This is a genomic window from Streptantibioticus ferralitis (assembly GCF_029223525.1).
Lineage (GTDB): Bacteria > Actinomycetota > Actinomycetes > Streptomycetales > Streptomycetaceae > Streptantibioticus_A > Streptantibioticus_A ferralitis.
The window spans coordinates 133,676-155,787 of the sequence record NZ_JARHTQ010000012.1; the positions used below are offsets into that span (position 1 = coordinate 133,676).

Sequence of the window (22,112 nt, forward strand, 5' to 3'; positions counted from 1 at the left end):
TGCTCCTTTGGTGCATGTCCTCTGGTGCGGGGGCCTGGGGGTCTCCCCCAGAAGAGAAATCAGCCCTTGAACCACCGCACCGGGCGTGGCGCCAGGTTCTGGTAGACGTGCTTGGCCTCGCGGTACTCGTCCAGCCCGGAGGGCCCAAGCTCGCGGCCGATGCCGGACTTGCCGAAGCCGCCCCACTCGGCCTGCGGGAGGTACGGGTGGTAGTCGTTGATCCACACCGTGCCGTGCCGCATCCGTCCGGCGACCCGCCGGGCGCGGCCCGCGTCGGCGGTCCATACCGCGCCCGCCAGGCCGTACTCGGTGTCGTTGGCGAGCGCCACCGCCTCGTCCTCGGTGTGGAAGGTCTCCACGGTGAGGATCGGCCCGAAGGTCTCCTCGCGGACCACCCGCATCTCGCCGTGGCACAGGTCGAGGACGGTGGGCGAGTAGAAGTAGCCGGTCGCCGGGCGGGTTTCGCTGGGCTCGGGGCGTGCGCCGCCGCAGCGCAGGACGGCGCCCTCGGCGAGCGCGGAGGCCACATACGCTTCGGTCTTGGCGAGTTGCGCGGCGGAGACCAGCGGTCCGCACTCCACACCGGGCTCGGTGCCCCGGCCGAGCTTGATCCGCTCGGCGCGGCGGGCGAGTTCGGCCACGAAGCGGTCGCGCACCGGCTCCTCGATGATCAGCCGCGCACCGGCCGAGCAGACCTGGCCGCTGTGGATGAAGGCCGCGTTGAGCGCCTGGTCGACGGCGGTGTCGAAGCCCTCGTCGGTGGCGCAGGCGTCGGCGAAGACCACGTTCGGGTTCTTGCCGCCCAGTTCCAGGGCCACCTTCTTGACGGTGGGCGCGGCGGCCTGCATGACCTTGGTGCCGCTGGCCAGTCCACCGGTGAAGGAGACCAGGTCCACGTCCGGGTGCTCGGCGAGCCGTGCGCCCACCGGGTCGCCCGTGCCGGTGACCACATTGCCGACCCCGGTCGGCAGACCGGCCTCGACCAGCAGCTTCATCAGGTGGACGGTGGACAGCGGGGTGATCTCGCTGGGCTTGATCACGAAGGTGTTGCCCGCCACCAGCGCCGGAGCGATCTTCCAGCTGGCCTGCAGGAGGGGGTAGTTCCAGGGAGTGATCAGCGCGCACACGCCGACCGGCTCATGGACGACGACGCTGTGGATCTCCGGCGATCCCGCGTCGACGACCCGGCCGCCGCCCTCGTTCAGCGCGAGGTCGGCGAAGTAGCGGAAGGCGTTGGTCACGTCGTCCACGTCGACGCGGCCCTCTTCGAGGGTCTTTCCGGTGTCCCGGCTCTCGATCAGCGCGATCGCCTCGCGGTCGCGCTGCAGCAGGTCGGCGACGCGCCGCAGCAGCGCGGCCCGCTCGGCGACCGGCGTACGCGGCCAGGACCCGGCGTCGAACGCACGACGGGCGGCGGCCACCGCCGCGTCCGTGTCGGCCACGCCGCCCTCGGCCACCACGGCCAGCGTCTTGGCGTCGGCGGGGTCGAGGACCTCCCGCTGCGCGTTGGACGCGGCAGCGCGCCACACCCCGTCCACATGAATGGTCTCGACTGCCGACACGTCTGTTCTGCCTTCCGATTTCCGATTCGCCCTGGCTGGCTCACCAGCGGCAGGGACCCCTAACCGGAAGACGTATGGGTATGCGTGTTTGATTAAAAAGAGTGACGCTAGTCACCTTTCGGCCATTGCGCGGCGCCTTGCCTGAGCCGGGGCGGCCGGAGCCGGACACGACGTCTCCGGCCGCCCCTCTGGGCGGGTGGCTCAGCGGTTGGTCCACAGGTTCCAGAAGACGGTTCCGTTGGCGCACTGGTACTGGTCCCAGGCGCCGCGCTGGACGCCCTGCTGCCCGTCGCTGTTGCAGCCGTCGAACGTCCAGTACTTGCCGCGGTCGATCCACCCCGCGGGCGCCTGGTCCGCGTGGTGCGTCGCCACGGCGTGGTGCGCGGCCACGGCGTGGTGCTGCGGTGCGGCCTGGGCGGCCGGTGCCATGAAGCCGATGCCCGCCGCGGCGGCCAGGGCCGCCGCCAGCACGGCGGCCTTCGTGATGAACGGAGATGTCATCTTTCTCCCCATTTGTCGTGGGCTGGTTTGCCTCGGTCTTGTTTGTCGCGGTCTTGTTTGTCATGGTCTGGGTGCTGCTGTGATGTTCACCAGGTACACGTCCGGGGGACCGCCGCCGTATGACACCGGCAACCATGATTTTTTTCGACCCTCAGGCCGTCAGCCGTTTGTGGTGCAGCAGCAACGCGCGGCAGGCGCACGCCAGTTGCTCCGCGTGTACGACGGCCGAGGCCAGCCCCGTACCCGCATCGCCGCGCAGTTTCCTGCGCGCCTCACCGATTCCGGCGAGCGCGAGGGCGCGTACGAGGTCGTCCTTCGGCTGGGCGCAGGCCAACGTCTCGACCTCCGGGATCAGCAGCATGATGTGGCCGCGCAGGCAGAGGACCAGGTCCTCGATCTCCTCGTACCGGGGGTAGACGGCGCGTTCGCCGAGGACCGCATCGACGGTCTCGGCGATCGTCTGCACGTCCACGGGCGCCGCGTCTGTGAACGTCCGCTCTCCGCCAACTCGCCTTACGGGAACCGGCATTCGATCGGGTGGGCTTTCAGCGTTCATGCCCCGACAGTGCCCTGGTCAGGGCTAGCGTTTCGAGACTGACGCGGGGTACGGGTGCGCTGGCGCGGTGTGCGCTGGTTCTGTGCGGTGGTTGCGCTGTCGTTGCGCAGTGCGCGCTTCGTGCTCATCGGTGAGGGGAGAATCGACGTGAGCGAAGCACCGGTCAGCCTGCGGCTCATTGGCGCGCAGGTCAAGGCCCTGAGGCAGCGGGCCGGACTGACGCAGGCAGAACTCGGCAAGAAAGTCGGGTACTCGGAGTCCCAGATCCGCAGCATCGAAGCGGGAAGAAGGACCCCTAAGCCCGACCTTCTCGTTCGGTTCGAGGAGTTGTTCAAGGTGCCGGGGGTCTTCACGTCGGTAGCGGATGAGCTGCTGAAGGAACCGCACCCGTCGTGGTTCCAGCCGTTCGCGGTGTTGGAGGCGGAAGCGGTCGGGCTGTCCGCGTACGACAACCAACTCGTCAACGGCCTGCTGCAGACCGAGGCGTACGCACGCGCCGTACACATCGAGCACCGCCCAGCCTTGGACGACCAGGAGATCGAACTCCGAGTCGACGCTCGACTAGCCCGACAGAAGCTGCTCACGCGCGTACCAGCCGCATCCCTGAGCTTCATTTTCGAAGAGGTCCTGCTACGCCGCTCCGTCGGTGGCCGGGAGGTCATGCGCGAGCAACTGGAGCGCCTGTTGGACGTAGCACAGATGCGGCACGTCGAAATCCAAGTGATGCCGACCGAGCGCCCAGGCCACGCCGGGCTCGAAGGTCCACTGACCGTGGTCGAACCGCCTGAGAAAGAGTTGTGCGCGTACCTAGAGGTCCAGAACATTGGCCGCCTGATCACGGACCGTCCAACCGTCAGCAAGATCGCCCAACGGTATGCGATCCTGCGGAGCCAGGCCCTTACACCCGATGAATCGGTCAGCTTCATCAAGCAGTTGGCAACGGGAGCGACATGAACGAGCTCGTTTGGTTCAAGTCCAGTTACAGCGGCGGCGGAGGCGGCCAATGCGTCGAAGTCGCCTACAACTGGCGGAAGTCCACCCACAGCGGCGGAGGCGGCCAGGACTGCGTAGAGGTCGCCGCCCACCCCACCGCCGTCCACGTCCGGGACTCCAAGGACAAGACCGGTCCCGTCCTGGACTTCACCCCCGAACAGTGGTCGGCGTTCGTGGAGTTCGCCGCCGCGCAAGGCACCGGCACCCTCTGACGCGGTGAAGTGGCCGCCAGCACCGCAAGGGGGCGGCCACTTCCCGTCAGTACGACTTCAGGGAGTACGACGTCACCACGTCGCGGAACTCCTCGTGGTCCGCGTTCTGGCCAATCGCTTGGGCTATCTCCTCCTCGGACATACCGGCGAAGGCCTCCTCCGCCGCGCCCCGCTGTTCGGCGTTGGCCAGGGCGATGCTCTGGTTCCGCTCCACGAAGCCCCGTAGCTCGTCCTCGTACGCGCCGAACGCCGCGACGTGGTCGCCGCCCGCCGCCTTGAGTTCGCCCGCGAGGACGTACGCGCCGATCAGCGCCATGCTCGTGCCCTGACCCGACATGGGCGAGCCGCAGTACCCGGCGTCGCCGAGCAGTACGACCCGGCCGTGCGACCAACTGTCCATGCGGATCTGGCTCATGGAGTCGAAGTGGAAGTCGGGGGCGTCCCACATGTACTTGAGCGCGTTGGGGAACTCCCAGCCGACGTTGGCCATCTTCTCGGCGACCAGCCGCTTCTGCGCGGTGAGGTCGCGGAAGTCGTAGTCGATGGGTTCCTTGGCCTCGAAGCCCGTGTAGACGCGGAGTTCGCTGTTGTCGCGGAGGCTCATCATGATGCCGCCGGGTCGGTAGTAGACCTGCCAGTGGTCCAGGTCAGGGAAGTTGGGGGCGGTGAACACTGCCAGGTAGGAGCCGAGGTGGCGGATGAACTGGGACTCGGGGCCGAAGACCAGCTTGCGGACGTTGGAGTGCAGTCCGTCCGCGCCGACGACGATGTCGAAGTCGCGCGGGGCGCTGTTCTCGAAGGTGACGTGGGCGGTGTGCGCGTCCTGGGTGATGCTGGTGATCGAGTCGTCGAAGAGGTACTCGACGCCGTCGCCGGTCGCCTCGTAGATCAGACGGCACAGGTCGTCGCGGAGGATCTCGACGTCGGAGTTGGCGATCGGACCGCCGGTGAAGGTGTGTTCGGTGGTGCGGAACAGCTCCTTGCCGGTGCTGTCCACGATGGACATGCCGCGCAGGTCGGTCTTGAGACGGCGCACCTCGTCCAGGATGCCTGTCTGCTCGACCACGTCGAGCGCCGCGGCGCGCACGTCGATCGCCTGGCCGCCGGGACGTAGGTGGGGCGCGCGCTCGACGACGGTGACGTTGAAGCCGTGGCGGTTCAGGAAGTACGCCAGGGCGGGGCCGCCGATGCTGGCTCCGGAGATAAGGACATTGACGTTCTCCATCTGTGGCTCCTCGACATCAGGTGGGATCTGTCCTGTTCGACGCGAGGCGTACCGCCTGGCGTTGCCATCGATCCTGGGCGTCCCACCTGACAAGCCGCTGACAAGCCACCACCCCGGCTGTCAGCCCGCTGACAAAGGGCCTCGTGTCCTGGCCGCCGTGCGTATCGTTGAAGTGTGCGGCTGCATGCGATAAGCGGCAGCGGGGAGGAGCTCAACGTGACCGCCGACCTGATGGACAGGACCGAGATGGCCGACAGCGACGGGCCGAGCTTGGACGAACTGTTCGAGCGGCTGGAACACATGCCAGTCCCCGAGGGCTACAAGGTCGAGATCGTCGAGGGGGCCGTTCACATGTCGCCGCAGCGGGACGCGCACTGGGAGATCATCCGCAGGATCGTGCGGGCGGTGGAGGACCGGTTCGGCATGGAAACCCTGGTGAAGTCGGACGTGCGCATCGACTTCGGGTACAGGAACGGCTTCGCACCCGACGTGGCCAAGCTCGCGGATGATGCCAAGAAGGAGCAGGGCCGCTGGCGGTACCAGGACGTCGAGTTCGTCGCCGAGGTGATCTCCAAGGACACCGCCAGCAACGACTACGGGCCGAAGAAGGCCGCCTATGCGACGGCTGGCGTCCCTGTCTGCCTCATCGTCGACCCGTACACGGGCGAGTGCCACCTGTTCACCAACCCCAAGGACGGCACTTACCGAACGGAGACCACCACACCCTTCGGTGAACCCATCGACCTCACCGACACCGTCGTCGGACTGACCCTCGCCACCGACAAGTTCCCCCGCGACTGAAAAGGAGCCCCGCCACCGGCAACGTGCCAGCGGCGGGGCTCAGTTGGTGGCTGCGGCTCAGATCAGGCCGAGGGCGCGAACGGCCTCGCGCTCTTCCTTGAGCTCGTTGACGGATGCGTCGATGCGGGTCCGCGAGAACTCGTTGATCTCCAGGCCCTGGACGATCTCGAACTTGCCGTCCTTGGTGGTGACCGGGAAGGAGGAGATCAGGCCCTCCGGGACGCCGTAGGAGCCGTCGGAGACGATGCCCATGGAGGTCCAGTTGCCCTCAGCGGTGCCGTTGACCCAGGTGTGCACGTGGTCGATGGCGGCGTTGGCGGCGGAGGCGGCCGAGGACGCGCCGCGGGCCTCGATGATGGCGGCGCCGCGCTTGGCGACGGTCGGGATGAACTCCTCGGCCAGCCACTTCTCGTCGTTGACGGCCTCGGCGGCGTTACGCCCGGCGACCTCGGCGTGGAAGATGTCCGGGTACTGGGTGGCGGAGTGGTTGCCCCAGATCGTCAGCTTCTTGACGTCCTCGACGGAGGCGTTCAGCTTCTGGGCGAGCTGGGTGACCGCGCGGTTGTGGTCCAGCCGGGTCATCGCGGTGAAGCGCTCGGCCGGTACGTCGGGGGCGGCGGCCTGGGCGATCAGGGCGTTGGTGTTGGCCGGGTTGCCGACCACCAGGACCTTGATGTCGTCCGCGGCGTGGTCGTTGATCGCCTTGCCCTGCGGCTTGAAGATGCCGCCGTTGGCCTCCAGCAGGTCGCCGCGCTCCATGCCCTTGGTGCGCGGGCGGGCGCCGACCAGCAGGGCCACGTTGGCACCGTCGAAGGCCACGTTCGGGTCATCGGAGATGTCGATGCCCTGGAGCAGCGGGAAGGCGCAGTCGTCGAGCTCCATGGCGGTGCCCTCGGCGGCCTTCAGGGCGGGCGTGATCTCCAGCAGGCGCAGCTTGACCGGGACGTCGGCGCCGAGGAGGTGCCCGGAGGCGATGCGGAAAAGCAGTGCGTAGCCGATCTGGCCAGCCGCACCGGTGACAGTGACGTTGACGGGAGTGCGGGTCATTGCGATCTCCTGCGCTGTGTTTTTTGGGCGTCCCCGGCCCCTGTTGTTTCGGGATGACCCGACGCCGGTGACTGCCGATGTCTCGACGCCGAGAGATCCGCCGTCAGGCTATCGGACCCCGGGCACATCGATCCGTCGGGATGGTGTGGCTCGGGTCACCGCCTGCCCTTCGGCGTGGCGGGCCTGGCGCAGACCCGGCCTTCCCGCGCGGTGAGGCAGGCCTCGACCGCTTCGCCGCGGGCGGCCGGGATCATCGGGGTGAACACCCGGACCCCGTTGTACGGGGCGCTCTGCGGTTGTACGCGGTCGTGCGGGCCGCGCACTTCGATGGTGTCACCCGCACGGGGTGCGGGGAGCAGTGCCCAGGCCGCCCGGCAGCGGGCGCTGATCCGCAACTCGACCTCGCGTCCGGCGAGCTGGGCGGAGGCCGTGGTCACGGCGTCGTCGGCGCACAGCGTCACATCGGGGGCGAAGCCATCGCAGGTCCGCCCCTGGCAGAACGGCGGTGCGACCTCGGTGGCGCTGGATCCCGGCACCGCGCCGATCAGCAGCAGCACCGCCCCGACGGCCAGCGCCAGCACGCCCGCGCCCACGGCCGACCACAGCGCCACCTCGACCCCGGTACGGACGGGCAGCGGCCAGGGCGCCTCGGAGAGCGGCTCCGGGGCGGGCTGACCGGATCCATGTCGCCCACACGGGTGATATCCCGTATGGGCGCCCGAATCGGCGGGGTTGTTGGCCAGGCGGCTCATGTGCGCAACCACTGCCAGGTGTCCCTGCCCACCACACCGTCCGCCGGAAGGCGGTGGGCACGCTGGTAGGCCCTGACGGCCGCCGCGGTGCGCCGCCCGAAGTGGCCGTCGACCGTACCGGCGTCAACCCGCTGCCGCTCCAACAGGCACTGTATTTCGGTGACTTGGGGGCCGTTGGCGCCCTCGCCGACGACATCGGTACTGGTCTGGACGTATCCGGCGTAGTGGCGGCCGTCCTGGACCTTGTCGTGGCACGGGAAGCCGGGCAGGGCGCCCGCCGCTCCCGGTCCGGTGTCGCGATGGGCGACCGGCAGCAGTTCGTAACCGCTCGCCAGGCCGCCGCCGAGCACCACGATCGCCACCGCCCCGGCGAGCACCGCGCGCCGCTGGCGCGACCGGCGCTCCGAGATCAGCGGTGCGGTGAAGTCCTCGAAACCGACGAGGTGCTCGCCTCCGGCCCGCACCCGATTCGTCGGCGGCCCGGCGTCCCCGCTCACGACGTCCGGCGGGGTGTCCCGTGCCGGGTGCCGTCCGTGCGCCGCGGTCTCCCACAGCTCGACCAGTCGCAGCGCGTCGCCGCCGGCCAACGCGCCCTGCCGCGCGGCCACTTGGCGCGGCGGCCGGTCAGCACGCTCCTTGCTGCGGCGGGTGTGCAGTACCAGTTCGCGTAACTGGGCCTCCAGCCCGTCCGGCAACGGCTGCCAACGTGCCATGTCTCTCCCCCGCCCATCTATGCAACGCGTCCCCCGGTGGGAATCACCCCACACGGTGATTACCCCAAGCCATGCCTCTCAGGCAGCAGTCCGTTGCGTCGCGTTCCGTCAGCCGCAGCATTCCGGCCAATCAGGCGGCGTCGAGCTTCCTCTTCAGGTTCTCGTCGACCGCGGTGAGGAACTCCTCGGTGGTCAGCCACGGCTGGTCCTTGGAGATCAGCAGCGCCAGGTCCTTGGTCATCTGGCCGCCCTCGACGGTCTCGACGCAGACCCGCTCCAGGGTGTGGGCGAAGTCGCTGACCTCGGGGGTGTCGTCCAGATGGCCGCGATGGGCGAGGCCTCGGGTCCACGCGAAGACCGAGGCGATCGGGTTGGTGGAGGTCGGCTTGCCCCGCTGGTGCTGGCGGTAGTGCCGGGTGACGGTGCCGTGTGCGGCCTCGGCCTCGACGGTCCTGCCGTCCGGGGTCATCAGCACGGAGGTCATCAGACCGAGCGAGCCGAAGCCCTGCGCGACGATGTCGGACTGCACGTCGCCGTCGTAGTTCTTGCAGGCCCAGACGTAGCCGCCCGGCCACTTCAGGGCCGCCGCGACCATGTCGTCGATCAGGCGGTGCTCGTAGGTGAGCCCGGCCTTCTCGAAGTCCGCCCGGAACTCGGTGTCGAAGACCTGCTGGAAGATGTCCTTGAACCGCCCGTCGTACTTCTTCAGGATCGTGTTCTTCGTGGACATGTAGACCGGGTAGCCGCGGTCCAGGCCGTACCGGAACGACGCGCGGGCGAAGTCGCGGATCGAGGAGTCCAGGTTGTACATGGACAGCGCGACACCGGGGCCCGGGAAGTCGTAGACCTCCACCTCGATCGGCTCGGAGCCGTCCTTCGGGGTGAAGGTCATGGTGAGGGTGCCCTCGCCCGGGATCTTGAGGTCGGTGGCACGGTACTGGTCGCCGAAGGCGTGACGGCCGACGACGATCGGCTTGGTCCAGCCGGGGACCAGCCGGGGCACGTTCGTGATGATGATCGGCTCGCGGAAGATCACCCCGCCGATGATGTTGCGGATGGTGCCGTTGGGAGACCGGTACATCTCCTTCAGGCCGAACTCCTCGACGCGGGCCTCGTCCGGGGTGATCGTGGCGCACTTGACGCCGACGCCGTACTTCTTGATGGCGTTGGCGGCGTCGATGGTGACCTGGTCGCTGGTGGCGTCGCGGTTCTCGATGCCCAGGTCGAAGTACTTCAGCTCGATGTCGAGATACGGCAGGATCAACCTGTCCTTGATGAACCGCCAGATGATGCGGGTCATCTCGTCGCCGTCGAGCTCGACGACCGGGTTGGCTACCTTGATCTTGGCCATGGACGGTTCGACCCTTCACACGGACCGACTGCTTCACCGTCCATGGAACGTCAGCGCACCGCGAAGTGCACGATGTCGTCCAGGAACGGCAGGTGCAGGATCGGTTTCGGCTGGATCATCAACGCCAGCAGCACGATGGCCGTGCCCAGTGCGCCGTAGGTGATCAGGTCGGTGAAGCGGCTGCGGACGGCGAGCATGCCCACCGAGGGCAGCAGCCAGCGCAGCACCGCGCCCAGCAGCAGGCAGCCGCCCACCACGATCAGCCCGGCCCGGAAGCCGCCCCCCGCCGTGATGGCGAGGCCAAGGGCGACCCCGGCCAGCACGGTCAGCAGCGGCCACTGCCGGGCGGGCGCCGGAGCCGCCCCACCGGCGGCCCGGCCACCGCCTTCCGGCCGCGCGGTGTCCTGGGTGACCTCGGGGAACCTACGGCTGCGCGGGGCGACGGGAGCCGTCCCGTTCGCCCCGGGCGCGGCGCCGTTCGCCTTCGCGGCGGTGGCGCCGTTGGGCTGGGCTGCGCTGCCCTTCGCCTTCGCGGCGGTGGCGCCGTTGGGCTCGGCGACCGAGCCGTTCGCCTTCGCGGCGGCGCTGCCGTTCGCCTTCGCGGCGGCGGTGCCGTGGGGCTGGGCTGCGCTGCCGTTCGCCTTCGCGGTGGTGGTGCTCGGCTTGGCGGTGGGGGCGGCCCCGCCCGGCTTCCCGGGCGCGGCGCCGTTCGCCTTGGCCTGTGCGGCGCCGTTCGCGGCCGGGGCCGCGCCGTTGGTTCGGGCGCTCGGCCCGCCGTCCGCGGCCGGGCCCCGGCGGTCTCCTGTGGTGTCAGCGGCCATGAGGCGCCCTCTCCGTCAGCCGGTGGCGGCAGCCGCCGCGCGCTCGGCGGCCTCTACGACGTTCTGTACCAGCAGGGCGCGGGTCATCGGGCCCACGCCGCCCGGGTTCGGCGACAGCCAGGCCGCCACCTCCCGTACGCCCGGGTGCACATCGCCGACGATCTTGCCGTTCTCGTCCCGGCTGACGCCGACGTCCAGAACGGCGGCGCCCGGCTTGACGTCCTCCGGCTTGACCAGGTGCGGCACGCCCGCCGCCGCCACGATGATGTCCGCCTGGCGCAGCAGGCCCGGCAGATCCCGGGTGCCGGTGTGGCACTGGGTGACGGTGGCGTTCTCCGAGCGACGGGTCAGCAGCAGGCCGATGGAACGGCCGACGGTGATGCCACGGCCGACCACGACCACATGTGCCCCGTTGATCTCCACGCCGTGGCGGCGCAGCAGCTCGACGATGCCGTTGGGGGTGCACGGCAGCGGCGCCGTCTGGTTGAGCACCAGGCGGCCGAGGTTCGTCGGGTGCAGGCCGTCCGCGTCCTTGGCCGGGTCCATCAGCTCCAGGACTCGGTTGGTGTCGATGCCCTTGGGGAGCGGGAGTTGGACGATGTAGCCGGTGCAGGCGGGGTCCTCGTTGAGCTCCCGTACGACCGCCTCGATCTCCTCCTGGGTGGCGCTCGCGGGCAGCTCGCGCTGGATGGAGGCGATGCCGACCTCCGCGCAGTCGCGGTGCTTGCCCGCGACGTAGATGTGGCTGCCCGGGTCGTCACCGACCAGCAGGGTGCCGAGGCCGGGCGTGACGCCCTTGGCCTTGAGCGCCTTGACGCGCTCGGCGAGCTCGGACTTGATCTCGGCCGCAGTGGCCTTGCCATCGAGAATCTGGGCGGTCATGCTCCCATCCTCGCGGATGTGGCCCGCCGTGAACCAATCCGGACGAGTTCTGTCCGCTCATTCGCCACATTTCCCCCTATACCGGCTGGTCCGACGGGCGCTGTCTGGACACGGCCCATGGGGTGCTAGAACCATGGGGAGTCGCTGGACCAACGGGGGATACAGGGTGCTCAACGATGCCTGGATCTTTCATGGTCCGATTCGTCCCCGCTTCTCGCTCTAAGGACTGTTACGTGAGCTACCCGCCCGGACCCCAGGACCCGTACGGCCAGCAGCAGCAGCCGTATGGCTACCCGCAGCAGCCGGGTCAGCCGCAGTCCGGCTACCCGCAGCAGCCGCCGCAGGGTCAGCCGCAGTACGGCTATCCGCAGCAGCCGCCGCAGGGACAGCCGCAGTACGGCTATCCGCAGCAGCCGGGATACGACCCGAACGCGGCCCCGTACGGCTACCCGCAGCAGGCGCCGGGCACCATCCAGGCCAACAACGGCTACATCAACATCGCCTACCTGGGCACGGTCCAGGTCGCCACGATGGGCCAGCGCTTCCTGGCGCGGCTGATCGACGGCGTGGTCGCCGGCATCGTGATGGGCATCGCCATGGCCGCGGGTCTCGCGGGCGCGGTGGGCATCAGCAACAACGTCAAGGACTGCTCCGGCTACGACTACGGGTCCTCCGCGTACTCGCAGTGCCTCAACGACCAGGCCCACGCGAGCTCCAACATCGCCGTGGTCATGCTGGGCTTCATGGGCACGTTCGCGCTGTTCGCGCTGCTCTACGAGTGGCTGATGATCTCGTTCTTCGGCGCGACGCTGGGCAAGATGGCGATGGGCCTGAAGGTGGTCAGGGAGAGCAACGGCCAGGCGCCGGGCCTCGGTGGTGGTTTCATCCGCTACATCATCCCGATCGTCGGTGTCTTCCTGTGCTACATCGGCGCGTTGCTGGTCTACCTGTCCCCGTTCTTCGACAACTCCGGGAAGCTGCAGGGCTGGCACGACCGCGCGGCCGGCACCGTGGTCATCAAGAAGTAACAGCGCGTACGAACGCCAAGGGGCGGCCCGCAGTTGCGGGCCGCCCCTTTCGCGTTCCGTCAGTGGAAGAAGTGCCGCGTCCCGGTCAGGTACATCGTGACGCCCGCCTCGCGCGCCGCCTCGATCACCACGTCGTCGCGCACCGAACCGCCAGGCTGCACAACGGCCTTGACGCCCGCCTCGGTCAGCACCTCAAGGCCGTCGGGGAACGGGAAGAACGCGTCGGAGGCCGCGTAGGAGCCCGTCGCACGCTCCGCGCCCGCCCGCTGGACGGCGAGCCGCGCCGAGTCGACCCGGTTGACCTGGCCCATGCCGACGCCGACCGTCGCGCCGTCCTTGCCCAGCAGGATCGCGTTGGACTTCACCGAGCGGCAGGCCCGCCAGGCGAACGCCAGCTCCCGCAGACCCGCCTCGTCCAGCGGCTCACCGGTGGCCAGCGTCCAGTTGGCGGGGTTGTCGCCGTCGGCCTGCAGCCGGTCCTTGATCTGCACCAGCATGCCGCCCTCGATACGGCGGAACTCCCGCTTCTCGCACGGCTCGCCCGGGCAGCGCAGCACGCGGATGTTCTTCTTGCGGCTCAGCACCTCGACCGCGCCGTCCTCGAAGTCCGGGGCGACGATGACCTCGGTGAAGATGTCCGCGACCTGCTCGGCCATGGCCAGGCTCACCGGCCGGTTGACCGCGATGACACCGCCGTACGCGGACACCGGGTCGCAGGCGTGCGCCTTGCGGTGGGCCTCGGCCACATCCGAACCGACCGCGATACCGCACGGGTTGGCGTGCTTGATGATCGCGACGCACGGCTCGTCGTGGTCGTAGGCGGCACGGCGCGCGGCCTCGGTGTCGACGTAGTTGTTGTACGACATCTCCTTGCCGTGCAACTGGTCGGCGGCGCCCAGGCCCCAGTCGCCGTCGCTGTAGAACGCGGCGGCCTGGTGCGGGTTCTCGCCGTAGCGCAGCGTGCTCCTGCGCTCCACGGCGGCGACGAAGGCGTCCGGGAAGCCGTTCTCGTCGGTGGGCGCATAGCCGTTGTTCGCGAACCAGTTGGCGACCGCGACGTCGTACGCGGCGGTGTGCTGGAACGCCTCGGCGGCCAGCCGCTTGCGCTGCTCAAGGTCGAACCCGCCGTCCGCGAGGGCCTTCAGCACGTCCTCGTAGCGCCGCGGGTTGACGACCACCGCGACCGAAGGGTGGTTCTTGGCGGCGGCTCGGACCATCGACGGGCCGCCGATGTCGATCTGCTCCACGCACTCGTCCTCCGAGGCGCCGGAGGCGACGGTCTCCCGGAACGGGTACAGGTTGACCACCACGAGGTCGAACGGGGCCACGCCCAGCTCGGTGAGCTGCTCGCGGTGCGACTCCAGCCGCTGGTCGGCCAGGATGCCCGCGTGGATCTTCGGGTGCAGCGTCTTGACCCGGCCGTCCAGGCACTCGGGGAAGCCGGTCAGCTCCTGGACCGGGGTGACCGGCACCCCGGCGTCGGCGATCTTCTTGGCGGTCGATCCGGTGGAGACCAGCTCGACCCCGGCCGCGTGCAGAGCGCGGGCGAGCTCCTCAAGACCGGTCTTGTCGTAGACGCTGACCAGGGCCCGCCGGATGGGGCGCTTCGTACCTTCGGTACTGGTGCTCACGGGACGATGACCTTTCTTCCCTCAATGCGGTAGCCGTCTCGGGCGAGCCGGCCCACGACCTCGACGAGCAGCCGTCGCTCGACTTCCTTGATGCGCTCGTGCAGCGCGTTCTCGTCGTCCTCGTTCCGGACCTCGACCACGCTCTGGGCGATGATCGGGCCGGTGTCGACGCCGTCGTCGACGAAGTGGACGGTGCAGCCGGTGACCTTGGCGCCGTACGCGAGAGCGTCCCGGACACCGTGGGTGCCGGGGAAACTGGGCAGCAGTGCCGGGTGGGTGTTGATGACGCGGCCCCCGAAGCGGGTCAGGAACTCCTTGCCCAGGATCTTCATGAAGCCCGCCGAGACGACCAGGTCCGGCTGGTATCCGGTCACCGCCTCGGCCAGCGCGAGGTCCCACGCGGCGCGGTCCTCGTGGTCCTTGACCCGGCAGACGAAGGTGGGCAGCCCGGCGCGCTCGGCCCGCTCCAGCCCGGCGATGCCGTCCCGGTCGGCGCCCACCGCCACGATGCTCGCCCCGAACCCGGGGTCGGCGGCGATGGCGTCGAGCAGCGCCTGAAGGTTCGTCCCGGAGCCGGAGACAAGGACGACCAGGCGGCAGGGGCGGGCGGGCTGCGGAGACTCGGCGGGGGCCACGGCGGGGTTCTTTCTCGTGGGACCGTTCGTTTGTGTGGTCGTACAAACCGAAGGGGCCTCAAGATCCAGGGAACCCTACGAAGGCGCCGACCGTCAGCAACGATACCGGCACGGCGAGCGGCCCCCACGGGGACGGTGGCACCGCGGACGGGTAGCGTCTGAGTATCACCGGCTGAATACCATGCGGCCGGCCACCAACAGCAGTAGTCCGACGGCCGTGCACACGGCCTATCAAGCGCGACTGACGTGCGGCGACGTACAAGGAGTCGACGGCAAGGGGATGGCGCAACCAACCATGAGCAGCGTCCGCATCACCACCTATCGCGACCTGGGGTCCACCCCGTTCGCGAGCCCCGCGCTGCGTGAGCGACGAGCGCCGTCGGACGAGCAGGAGCACGATCCGTTCGCCCCGCCCCCCAAGGGCGCGCCCGACCGGCCGTGGCAGCCCCGCCGTCCGCCGCACGACTCCGACGGCAACGGCGGCGGGCAGGGCGGCGACCAGGGCGACCGCTGGAGCAGCCGGCAGCCGGAGCGGCACGATCCGTCCAGCGGCCCGTTCGGTACCCCGCCGGGCGGCCGTCCCGGGCAGGGTCCCGGCGGTCCGGGCCGGTCTCAGGGGCCGCGCTTCGACGTCACCGACCCGGCGCAGCGGCGGGCCCGCTACGCGCTGCTGGCGGGTATGTGGGGGTTGTTCTTCGGGCTGTTCAGCATGGAGCAGGTGGCGCTGCTACTCGGCGTGCTCGCGCTGTACTGGGGTGTCAGCTCGCTGCGCGCCAAGCCGAAGCCGAAGGCCGCGACGGACCCGGCCGCCGCGCCGCAGCCGACGCCGCCGGTCGATTCACCGTATCTGCGCGTACAGCAAAAGCCGCAGTTCACCGCGGCGTTGAGCGGGATCATCGCGGGCACGGTCGCGCTGGCGATCGTCGGCGCGACGTTCGCGTTCCAACTCGCCTACCGGGACTACTACTCGTGCGTCAACGACGCGCTGACCCAGCCCGCCCGCCAGGCGTGCAGCAACCTGCTGCCCCAGCAACTGCGGCCCATGCTGGGCGCTCAGAACTAGCGCCGGTTCCGGGCGCGTCGTGGTGCGGCTGGGGGGTTGCGGCTCGCTCCTGACCGGCGGTCCGGCTGGTGGTCATAAGCGAACCGCACCCCCCGAAGCCAAGAGCCGCCGGAACGGCGCTACCCGCGCAGCAGCCACCAGCGCGCGCCGAGCGTTCCCGGCAGGCCGACCGCCAGCATCCAGCCGAGCGCCGCGCCCCCGGTCCGCCAGCCGACCGGGCCGAACCGCGACAGCGTGCCGGTCCCCATCGGCCCGGCCACCAGCACCGCGGCCAACGCCAACGCCACACCGCAGCACAGCGCCGCGAGCACCACCACCGCCGCCGTGCCCGGCACCGACCAGCCGTGCCGCACCGCGGACCGGCTGACGTACCAGCTCAGCGCGGCGCCCGCGGCCACCGGAACCGCCAACACCAGCCACAGGAACGGCGAACCGCCGCCGCGTCCGGTCGGCGCGGGCAGCGCGGCCAGCAGCGGGAAGTGCGGCAGCACCCGCGGGTAGCCGTAGGCGCCCGCAGGCGACACCGCACCGCCGACCCCCAGCGCGAAGCCCGGCCCGAGCGCGTAAGCGGCGCCCCACAGCGCGACGTTGGGCACCAGCGCCACGATCAGCAGCAGTACCGCGAACCCTCCGGAGAGCGAGCCGGTGAGCTGGTGGAAGTCATCGCCCACCGCCCCCGCGTGCCATGCCAGCGCGCCGCCGCCGAGCAGCGCACCGCCCGCGGTCACCGCCCCGAACCCGACGGCGGCGGCCTGCAGCGCCACGCTCGGGCCGCTGCGCGGCAGCAACCGGGTCAGCTGGGGCGGCGCCCAGTTGGGCAGTGCGGACGTCGGTCGGCCGTACGCGGTCCATGCTCCGCCGGCGGCCACCGGTGCGGCCACCAGCGGGACGTACAGCAGTGCGGTGAGGGGTGCGCTGCGCAGCGGGCCGTCGGCGGTGTAGAGCGCGGCGGCCATGGCGACCGACAGATAGCCGCCGACGAGGCACCCGGTCGCGGCGACCGGTCCCAACACCGGTGTGCCGCCCGGGCCTTCGGCGGCCGCGTCGTCCGGGGCGAGCGCCTGTGCGGCGATCCGGTGCAGCAGCCAGACGGGCAGCGCGGTCAGCAGCAGGGGCGTGACCCCGATCGGCACGGTCCCGCCGGTGAGCCCGTCACTGCGAGACAGCTCGGCGCCGTGGGCGAGCAGCCAGAGCGCGGCGGCGATGTGCAGGGCGGTGCCGGGTCCACCGCCCGAGTACGGCGAGATCGTCCACAGGAACAGCACGAGCACCGCCAGCGCCGCGATCCCCAGTCCGGCGGCGATCGCCCCACCGAGCAGCGCCGTGATGGCCTTGGGAGAGCAACGAAGGGCGTGGTCATACCGGGACAACAACCGGATGCGGTGCAGCAATTGGATCACATCGCCCAATGCTGCCAATAACCCGTGAATGCGCGCCGCACGGCACGAAAAAGACCGGGCCCGCCCCCCTTTCGGGGGCGGGCCCACTCTTTTGTTCAGGCAGCGGTCACGCGGTGAGAGCGGCCCGCGCGAGGCGCGCGGTCTCGGACGGCGTCTTGCCGACCTTGACACCGGCGGCCTCCAGGGCCTCCTTCTTCGCCTGGGCGGTGCCGGACGAACCGGAGACGATGGCGCCCGCGTGGCCCATCGTCTTGCCCTCGGGGGCGGTGAAGCCCGCGACGTAGCCGACGACCGGCTTGGTCACGTGCTCCTTGATGTAGGCCGCGGCACGCTCCTCGGCGTCGCCGCCGATCTCACCGATCATCACGATCAGGTCGGTGTCGGGGTCGTCCTGGAACGCCTTGAGGCAGTCGATGTGGGTGGTGCCGATGATCGGGTCACCGCCGATGCCGACCGCCGACGAGAAGCCGATGTCCCGCAGCTCGTACATCATCTGGTAGGTCAGCGTGCCGGACTTCGAGACCAGGCCGATGCGGCCCGGCTTGGTGATGTCCGACGGGATGATGCCCGCGTTGGACTGGCCGGGGGTGATCAGGCCGGGGCAGTTCGGGCCGATGATCCGGGTCTTGTTGCCCTTGGCACCCGCGTGCGCCCAGAAGGAGGCGGTGTCGTGCACCGCGATGCCCTCGGTGATCACGACGGCGAGCGGGATCTCGGCGTCGATCGCCTCGATGACCGCGTCCTTGGTGAACTTCTCCGGGACGAAGATGACGGTGACGTCGGCGCCGGTGGCCTCGATGGCCTCCTTGACGCTACCGAAGACCGGGATCTCCTGGCCGTCGAAGTCGACCTTCTGGCCGGCCTTGCGCGGGTTCACACCGCCGACGATGTTGGTGCCAGAGGCGAGCATCCGGCGGGTGTGCTTCTGACCCTCGGAGCCGGTCATGCCCTGGACGATGACCTTGGATTCCTTGGTGAGGAAGATAGCCATGGTGTTGGTGACCTCGTCCCTTACTTCGCAGCCAGCTCGGCGGCCCGCTCCGCGGCGCCGTCCATGGTGTCCACCTGCTGAACAAGCGGGTGGTTAGCGTCGGTCAGGATCTTGCGACCCAGCTCGGCGTTGTTGCCGTCGAGACGGACGACCAGCGGCTTGTTGACGTTCTCGCCCTTGGACTTCAGCAGCTCCAGGGCCTGAACGATGCCGTTGGCGACCGCGTCGCACGCGGTGATGCCACCGAAGACGTTGACGAAGACGGACTTGACGTCCGGGTCGCCGAGGATGATCTCCAGGCCGTTCGCCATCACCTCGGCGGAAGCGCCACCGCCGATGTCGAGGAAGTTGGCGGGCTTGACGTTGCCGTGCCGCTCACCGGCGTAGGCGACCACGTCGAGGGTGCTCATCACGAGGCCCGCGCCGTTGCCGATGATGCCGACCTGGCCGTCGAGCTTGACGTAGTTGAGGCCCTTGGCCTTGGCGGCGGCCTCCAGCGGGTTGGCGGACGCCTTGTCCTCAAGCGCCTCGTGCTCCGGCTGACGGAAGCGGGCGTTCTCGTCCAGCGAGACCTTGCCGTCGATCGCCAGAACCTTGCCCTCGGGGGTCTTGGCCAGCGGGTTGACCTCGACGAGCAGGGCGTCTTCCTTGATGAAGACGGTCCACAGGCTCTTGAGGACCTCGACGAGCTGGTCGTGCAGCTCGGCCGGGAAGTTGGCGGCCTCGATGATCTCGCGGGCCTTGGCGTCGGTGACACCCTCGTTGGCGTCGACCGGGACCTTGGCGAGCGCCTCGGGCTTGGTGGCCGCGACCTCTTCGATCTCCATGCCGCCCTCGACGGAGGCCATGGCGAGGAAGGTCCGGTTGGTGCGGTCCAGCAGGAAGGAGACGTAGTACTCCTCCGCGATGCTCGCGGTCTGGGCCAGCATCACCTTGTGGACCGTGTGGCCCTTGATGTCCATGCCCAGGATGGCGCCGGCCTTCTCCACGGCGTCCGCCGGGTCGTCGGCCAGCTTCACGCCGCCGGCCTTGCCCCGGCCACCGGTCTTGACCTGGGCCTTGACGACCACGCGGCCACCGAGACGCTCGGTCACCTCGCGCGCGGCCTCAGGGGTGTCAATGACTTCACCTTCCAGCACCGGTACACCGTGCTTGGCGAAGAGATCCCTCGCTTGGTACTCGAACAGGTCCACGCGCGTCCGTCCCTTTGCTTCTCTAAATCGCAGTCTGGTGATCGCGGGTTAGTTGTCTGCGTGGGCGTGCCGTGACGTGACGGGCAGCGTGACTACGCGATCTGTTTTCAGGGCGCTCACGTCGACCAAGGTACGCGGCATGTCCGCCTCGCAGATTATCCCTGCCTGTGGCAACGGTCTAAATTCCAGACCACACCACAGCGGTGAGAACGGTCACAGACTCAGCGTCCGAACTGCTGTACCAAGCCACAGAAGAAAGGCGCAGGGGGCTAAAGGGCGTAAAAACGCAGGCCGGGCGACCCCGGACGAGTAAGGGGAGCTACTCGTCCGGGGCCGCCCAGTCGGGTGGCGGTCAGCGTGCCGCCGGGATCAGCCTGCGGGTCGCCGTCCGCGTCAGACGGCGGGCAGCGCCGGAACGGCCGGCAGACCGGGGATGGCGGCCGGGCCGGTCAGACCGGAGGCGGCGGCGCCCCCGGGAAGCGAGGCGACGACCAGCTTGACGTTGTAGACGGCGCCGGCGCCGATCACGGTGACATGGCTGGTGACGTTGCGGACGGTGTTCTGCGCGAACGGGGCCGCCTGACCGGCGACGCCCTGGGCCAGCGGGTTCACCCGCGCGACCACGTGCCCGGCGAACGGAACGGTGTCACCCGCCACGCCGGTCGCGAACGGCTTCACCTGGTTGACCACACCGTTCGCGAACGGCGGCACCTCGGTGGCCTCGGTCTGCGCCAGCGTGCCGACACCGGTGACGGCGCCCTGGGCGATCGGCAGCACGTGCGTCACCGCGCGCTGCGCCAGCGGCGGCAGCACGTCGGCGGTCACCTGCGCCACGGTGGGGGTCACCTCGGTGGTGGCGGCCTGGACGGCGCCCGGGACGGCGGGCACGGACGGCACGGCGGGCACGGCGGGCAGGCCCGCGGTCGGCAAACCGGTCGGCAGGCCCGACGGCACGCTCGGCACGGCGGGCAGGCCGGACGGGAGCTTGGCGGCCTTGGCCAGCTTGGCCAGGGCGTCCAGCCGGGAACCCATGGCCAGGACGCCGTTCGACAGGTCGGTGGCCTGGCCCGGGTTCGGCAGCGCGGGCAGCGACGGCACCGACGGGAGCCGACCGGCGTGCTTCAGCACACCGGTGGCGGCACCGGTCGGCAGGCCCTTGCCGGTCACGCCGTGCGCGGCGTGCGTCAGCGTGCTGACGGCGCCGGTGGGGGCGGCCGGAATGCCGACCGGCAGGCCCTTGACCTGGCCGAGGCCCTTGCCCTTGCCCTTGGCGGCCTGCTGCGCCTGCAGTGCGTGCACGGTGTGGCCGGAGCCGGTGAGGCCCTCGACGGACTGCGCGGTACCGGTGACGGTGCCGGTCACCGAGCCGGTGGCGGGCAGCTGGCCGGTCACCGAGCTGACGGCGCCGGTGGCGGTGCCGGTCAGGGAACCGGTGGCGGGCAGCTGGCCGGTCACCGAGCCAAGGGTGCCGGTGACGGCGCCTACCGGGTTGCCGGTGCCGGGAACGGCGGGCAGCACGGCCGCGTTGGCGGCGACGTTGCCCAGCGCCCAGATGCCGGAAGCGGCGGCGGCGACGATGACGGCACGACGGATGCTCGTACGCATGGGGAACTGCTCCTTGCGGATCATGGATCTGCGCATTGCCGATCAAGTCGGCGATGAGCGAAGGAAATTGACGGGACGTCACTCGCGAGAGGACGGGACGGCCCGCGGGTAAGCCGGACTTCGGCGAGCGGACTCGCCAGGGGATTCACGAGATGGCTCGACCACGCGATGCGTTGGGAGCGAAGGGCGGGGCGCCCGTACGGGATCCGAGACCGGTGAAGATCGACCGGCGGCGGTCCGTCACAGGGGCGCGACCACCCGTGCCAACGCACCGGGTGGTGCCGGGACCGCCTAGTCCGGCTGGACGGAGACGCTCGTCGACCGACGCGTCGGCGACGAACCGTTCGCGGGACGCATCACGCCCGCGCTGAGGTGGAACTGCGCGCCGGCCGCGAACAGCGCGGCGTGCGCGTCACCCGTGTGGTGGGTGGGACCGTCACCCTCGCAGGGTTGGCCACAGTGGCCTGCCGGGACCGGCAGTTGGGCCGGGCCCTGCTGTACCTGCCGCTGCTGCGCGAGGTGCGCGAGCTGCGGTGCGGCGCCGTGTGCCGCCGCCGGGAAGCGGTCCGCCCGGGGTCCGCTGACCCGCGTGGCGGATGTGGCCGCACTGCTGGAGTGCGGGCGGCCGGCCTGGTGTCCTACCGGAGTTGGCGCGCTCGTGACCGGGCTGCCGAGGCCGCCGTGCCCAGCGCCGGTGGCGCCGACGATGGGCGACGTGGCCTGTCCAGCCGCGTCTTGGACGGAACCGAGCAGGCCGACAACCGGCCGTACGGTCCTGGTGGCCGCCGCCACCGTGTCCTTGACGCCCCGGTCAGCCTGCTGCGCGCCAGCCTCGAACTGCTGCGCACCGGCCGTGAACTGCCGTGCGGCGCTCTGCGCGGCATCCCCGACCAGCGTCGGTCGCGGAGCCGCGTCAGCGGCACCCAGGGGTGCCCGCGCGGACGGCATGGACACAGCCTCAGGTGAGTCCGCGTGCGCCTGCCCGCTCAGGATGAAGGCGAGCGCCAGGAATCCCCCGAGCAGCAGTGCCACCTGCAGCGCACGCCGAGCAGCCGTGGCGCGCGGACGCACAACGGCAGCAGGCAGGGCAAGCGGAGCAGACAGCAAAGCGGGGGAACCTTCCCGTACGGAATGACACACGTTCCGGGTG

Annotated in this window: 22 protein-coding genes; 5 read left to right on the forward strand and 17 right to left on the reverse strand. The window is 70.1% G+C overall.

Features of this window, described 5'->3' with window-relative positions; all coding sequences use genetic code 11:
- Positions 1 to 59: 59 nt before the first annotated feature.
- From P2L57_RS19930 to P2L57_RS19940, 3 genes are all read right to left on the reverse strand, one after another.
- A complete protein-coding gene (locus P2L57_RS19930; protein WP_275816362.1) occupies positions 60 to 1,562 on the reverse strand; it encodes an aldehyde dehydrogenase family protein in 1,503 nt (500 codons plus the stop codon).
- Between the two features lie 201 nt (positions 1,563 to 1,763).
- The gene (locus tag P2L57_RS19935) at positions 1,764 to 2,063 is read right to left on the reverse strand and encodes a hypothetical protein (RefSeq protein WP_275816364.1); all 300 of its coding nucleotides are present in this window, start codon (positions 2,061 to 2,063) and stop codon (positions 1,764 to 1,766) included.
- 151 nt (positions 2,064 to 2,214) lie between these two features.
- Positions 2,215 to 2,535 carry a DUF6415 family natural product biosynthesis protein gene (locus P2L57_RS19940; RefSeq protein WP_275816366.1) on the reverse strand — a complete coding sequence of 107 codons (321 nt, stop codon included), beginning with the start codon at positions 2,533 to 2,535 and terminating at the stop codon, positions 2,215 to 2,217.
- A gap of 138 nt (positions 2,536 to 2,673) precedes the next feature.
- On the opposite strand from P2L57_RS19940, the gene P2L57_RS19945 reads away from it, so the two are divergent.
- Together P2L57_RS19945 and P2L57_RS19950 are read left to right on the forward strand one after the other, a co-directional pair.
- Complete coding sequence (locus tag P2L57_RS19945) at positions 2,674 to 3,573, forward strand: helix-turn-helix domain-containing protein (protein ID WP_275816368.1); 900 nt, start codon at positions 2,674 to 2,676, stop codon at positions 3,571 to 3,573.
- A complete protein-coding gene (locus P2L57_RS19950; protein ID WP_275816370.1) occupies positions 3,570 to 3,824 on the forward strand; it encodes a DUF397 domain-containing protein in 255 nt (84 codons plus the stop codon). Before P2L57_RS19945 ends, P2L57_RS19950 begins: the two co-directional genes overlap by 4 nt.
- Positions 3,825 to 3,870: 46 nt before the next feature.
- Here P2L57_RS19950 and P2L57_RS19955 read toward each other — a convergent pair whose 3' ends face one another.
- Complete coding sequence (locus P2L57_RS19955) at positions 3,871 to 5,049, reverse strand: FAD-dependent monooxygenase (protein ID WP_275816372.1); 1,179 nt, start codon at positions 5,047 to 5,049, stop codon at positions 3,871 to 3,873.
- 231 nt (positions 5,050 to 5,280) lie between these two features.
- Between P2L57_RS19955 and P2L57_RS19960 the strand changes: the two genes are divergently transcribed.
- A complete protein-coding gene (locus tag P2L57_RS19960) occupies positions 5,281 to 5,850 on the forward strand; it encodes a Uma2 family endonuclease (protein WP_275816539.1) in 570 nt (189 codons plus the stop codon).
- Between the two features lie 57 nt (positions 5,851 to 5,907).
- Here the strand turns inward: P2L57_RS19960 and P2L57_RS19965 are convergent, their stop codons facing one another.
- The 6 genes from P2L57_RS19965 to P2L57_RS19990 form a co-directional block, all read right to left on the reverse strand.
- Positions 5,908 to 6,897: a malate dehydrogenase gene (locus P2L57_RS19965; RefSeq protein ID WP_275816374.1), complete on the reverse strand. Its 990-nt coding sequence runs from the start codon at positions 6,895 to 6,897 to the stop codon at positions 5,908 to 5,910.
- Positions 6,898 to 7,052: 155 nt separating this feature from the next.
- Complete coding sequence (locus tag P2L57_RS19970; RefSeq protein WP_275816376.1) at positions 7,053 to 7,649, reverse strand: DUF2690 domain-containing protein; 597 nt, start codon at positions 7,647 to 7,649, stop codon at positions 7,053 to 7,055.
- Complete coding sequence (locus tag P2L57_RS19975) at positions 7,646 to 8,362, reverse strand: peptidoglycan-binding domain-containing protein (RefSeq protein WP_275816378.1); 717 nt, start codon at positions 8,360 to 8,362, stop codon at positions 7,646 to 7,648. The genes P2L57_RS19970 and P2L57_RS19975 overlap by 4 nt, the downstream gene beginning before the upstream one ends.
- A 130-nt stretch (positions 8,363 to 8,492) precedes the next feature.
- A complete protein-coding gene (locus P2L57_RS19980; protein ID WP_275816380.1) occupies positions 8,493 to 9,713 on the reverse strand; it encodes an NADP-dependent isocitrate dehydrogenase in 1,221 nt (406 codons plus the stop codon).
- Between the two features lie 50 nt (positions 9,714 to 9,763).
- On the reverse strand, positions 9,764 to 10,534 hold the full coding sequence (locus tag P2L57_RS19985; RefSeq protein ID WP_275816382.1) for a DUF3017 domain-containing protein: 771 nt from the start codon (positions 10,532 to 10,534) through the stop codon (positions 9,764 to 9,766).
- Positions 10,535 to 10,549: 15 nt separating this feature from the next.
- The gene (locus tag P2L57_RS19990; RefSeq protein ID WP_275816384.1) at positions 10,550 to 11,416 is read right to left on the reverse strand and encodes a bifunctional methylenetetrahydrofolate dehydrogenase/methenyltetrahydrofolate cyclohydrolase; all 867 of its coding nucleotides are present in this window, start codon (positions 11,414 to 11,416) and stop codon (positions 10,550 to 10,552) included.
- A 233-nt stretch (positions 11,417 to 11,649) separates the two neighbouring features.
- Between P2L57_RS19990 and P2L57_RS19995 the strand changes: the two genes are divergently transcribed.
- The gene (locus tag P2L57_RS19995; protein ID WP_275816386.1) at positions 11,650 to 12,444 is read left to right on the forward strand and encodes an RDD family protein; all 795 of its coding nucleotides are present in this window, start codon (positions 11,650 to 11,652) and stop codon (positions 12,442 to 12,444) included.
- A gap of 59 nt (positions 12,445 to 12,503) precedes the next feature.
- Here the strand turns inward: P2L57_RS19995 and purH are convergent, their stop codons facing one another.
- Positions 12,504 to 14,075, reverse strand: coding sequence for a bifunctional phosphoribosylaminoimidazolecarboxamide formyltransferase/IMP cyclohydrolase (purH, locus tag P2L57_RS20000; RefSeq protein WP_275816388.1), 1,572 nt, complete (start codon positions 14,073 to 14,075; stop codon positions 12,504 to 12,506).
- A complete protein-coding gene (purN, locus tag P2L57_RS20005; protein ID WP_275816390.1) occupies positions 14,072 to 14,710 on the reverse strand; it encodes a phosphoribosylglycinamide formyltransferase in 639 nt (212 codons plus the stop codon). Before purN ends, purH begins: the two co-directional genes overlap by 4 nt.
- 280 nt (positions 14,711 to 14,990) lie before the next feature.
- Between purN and P2L57_RS20010 the strand changes: the two genes are divergently transcribed.
- Complete coding sequence (locus P2L57_RS20010) at positions 14,991 to 15,773, forward strand: hypothetical protein (RefSeq protein ID WP_275816392.1); 783 nt, start codon at positions 14,991 to 14,993, stop codon at positions 15,771 to 15,773.
- A 119-nt stretch (positions 15,774 to 15,892) separates the two neighbouring features.
- On the opposite strand, the gene P2L57_RS20015 is transcribed toward P2L57_RS20010, so the two are convergent.
- The 5 genes from P2L57_RS20015 to P2L57_RS20035 form a co-directional block, all read right to left on the reverse strand.
- Positions 15,893 to 17,173 carry a cell division protein PerM gene (locus tag P2L57_RS20015; RefSeq protein ID WP_275816394.1) on the reverse strand — a complete coding sequence of 427 codons (1,281 nt, stop codon included), beginning with the start codon at positions 17,171 to 17,173 and terminating at the stop codon, positions 15,893 to 15,895.
- Positions 17,174 to 17,279: 106 nt separating this feature from the next.
- The gene (sucD, locus tag P2L57_RS20020; protein ID WP_275816396.1) at positions 17,280 to 18,164 is read right to left on the reverse strand and encodes a succinate--CoA ligase subunit alpha; all 885 of its coding nucleotides are present in this window, start codon (positions 18,162 to 18,164) and stop codon (positions 17,280 to 17,282) included.
- A 20-nt stretch (positions 18,165 to 18,184) separates the two neighbouring features.
- Complete coding sequence (gene sucC, locus P2L57_RS20025; RefSeq protein ID WP_275816398.1) at positions 18,185 to 19,357, reverse strand: ADP-forming succinate--CoA ligase subunit beta; 1,173 nt, start codon at positions 19,355 to 19,357, stop codon at positions 18,185 to 18,187.
- A 393-nt stretch (positions 19,358 to 19,750) separates the two neighbouring features.
- Positions 19,751 to 20,962: a hypothetical protein gene (locus tag P2L57_RS20030; protein ID WP_275816400.1), complete on the reverse strand. Its 1,212-nt coding sequence runs from the start codon at positions 20,960 to 20,962 to the stop codon at positions 19,751 to 19,753.
- Positions 20,963 to 21,253: 291 nt separating this feature from the next.
- Positions 21,254 to 22,069 (reverse strand): hypothetical protein, encoded by an 816-nt coding sequence (locus tag P2L57_RS20035; RefSeq protein WP_275816402.1) that lies wholly within the window; start codon positions 22,067 to 22,069, stop codon positions 21,254 to 21,256.
- Between the last annotated feature and the right edge of the window lie 43 nt (positions 22,070 to 22,112).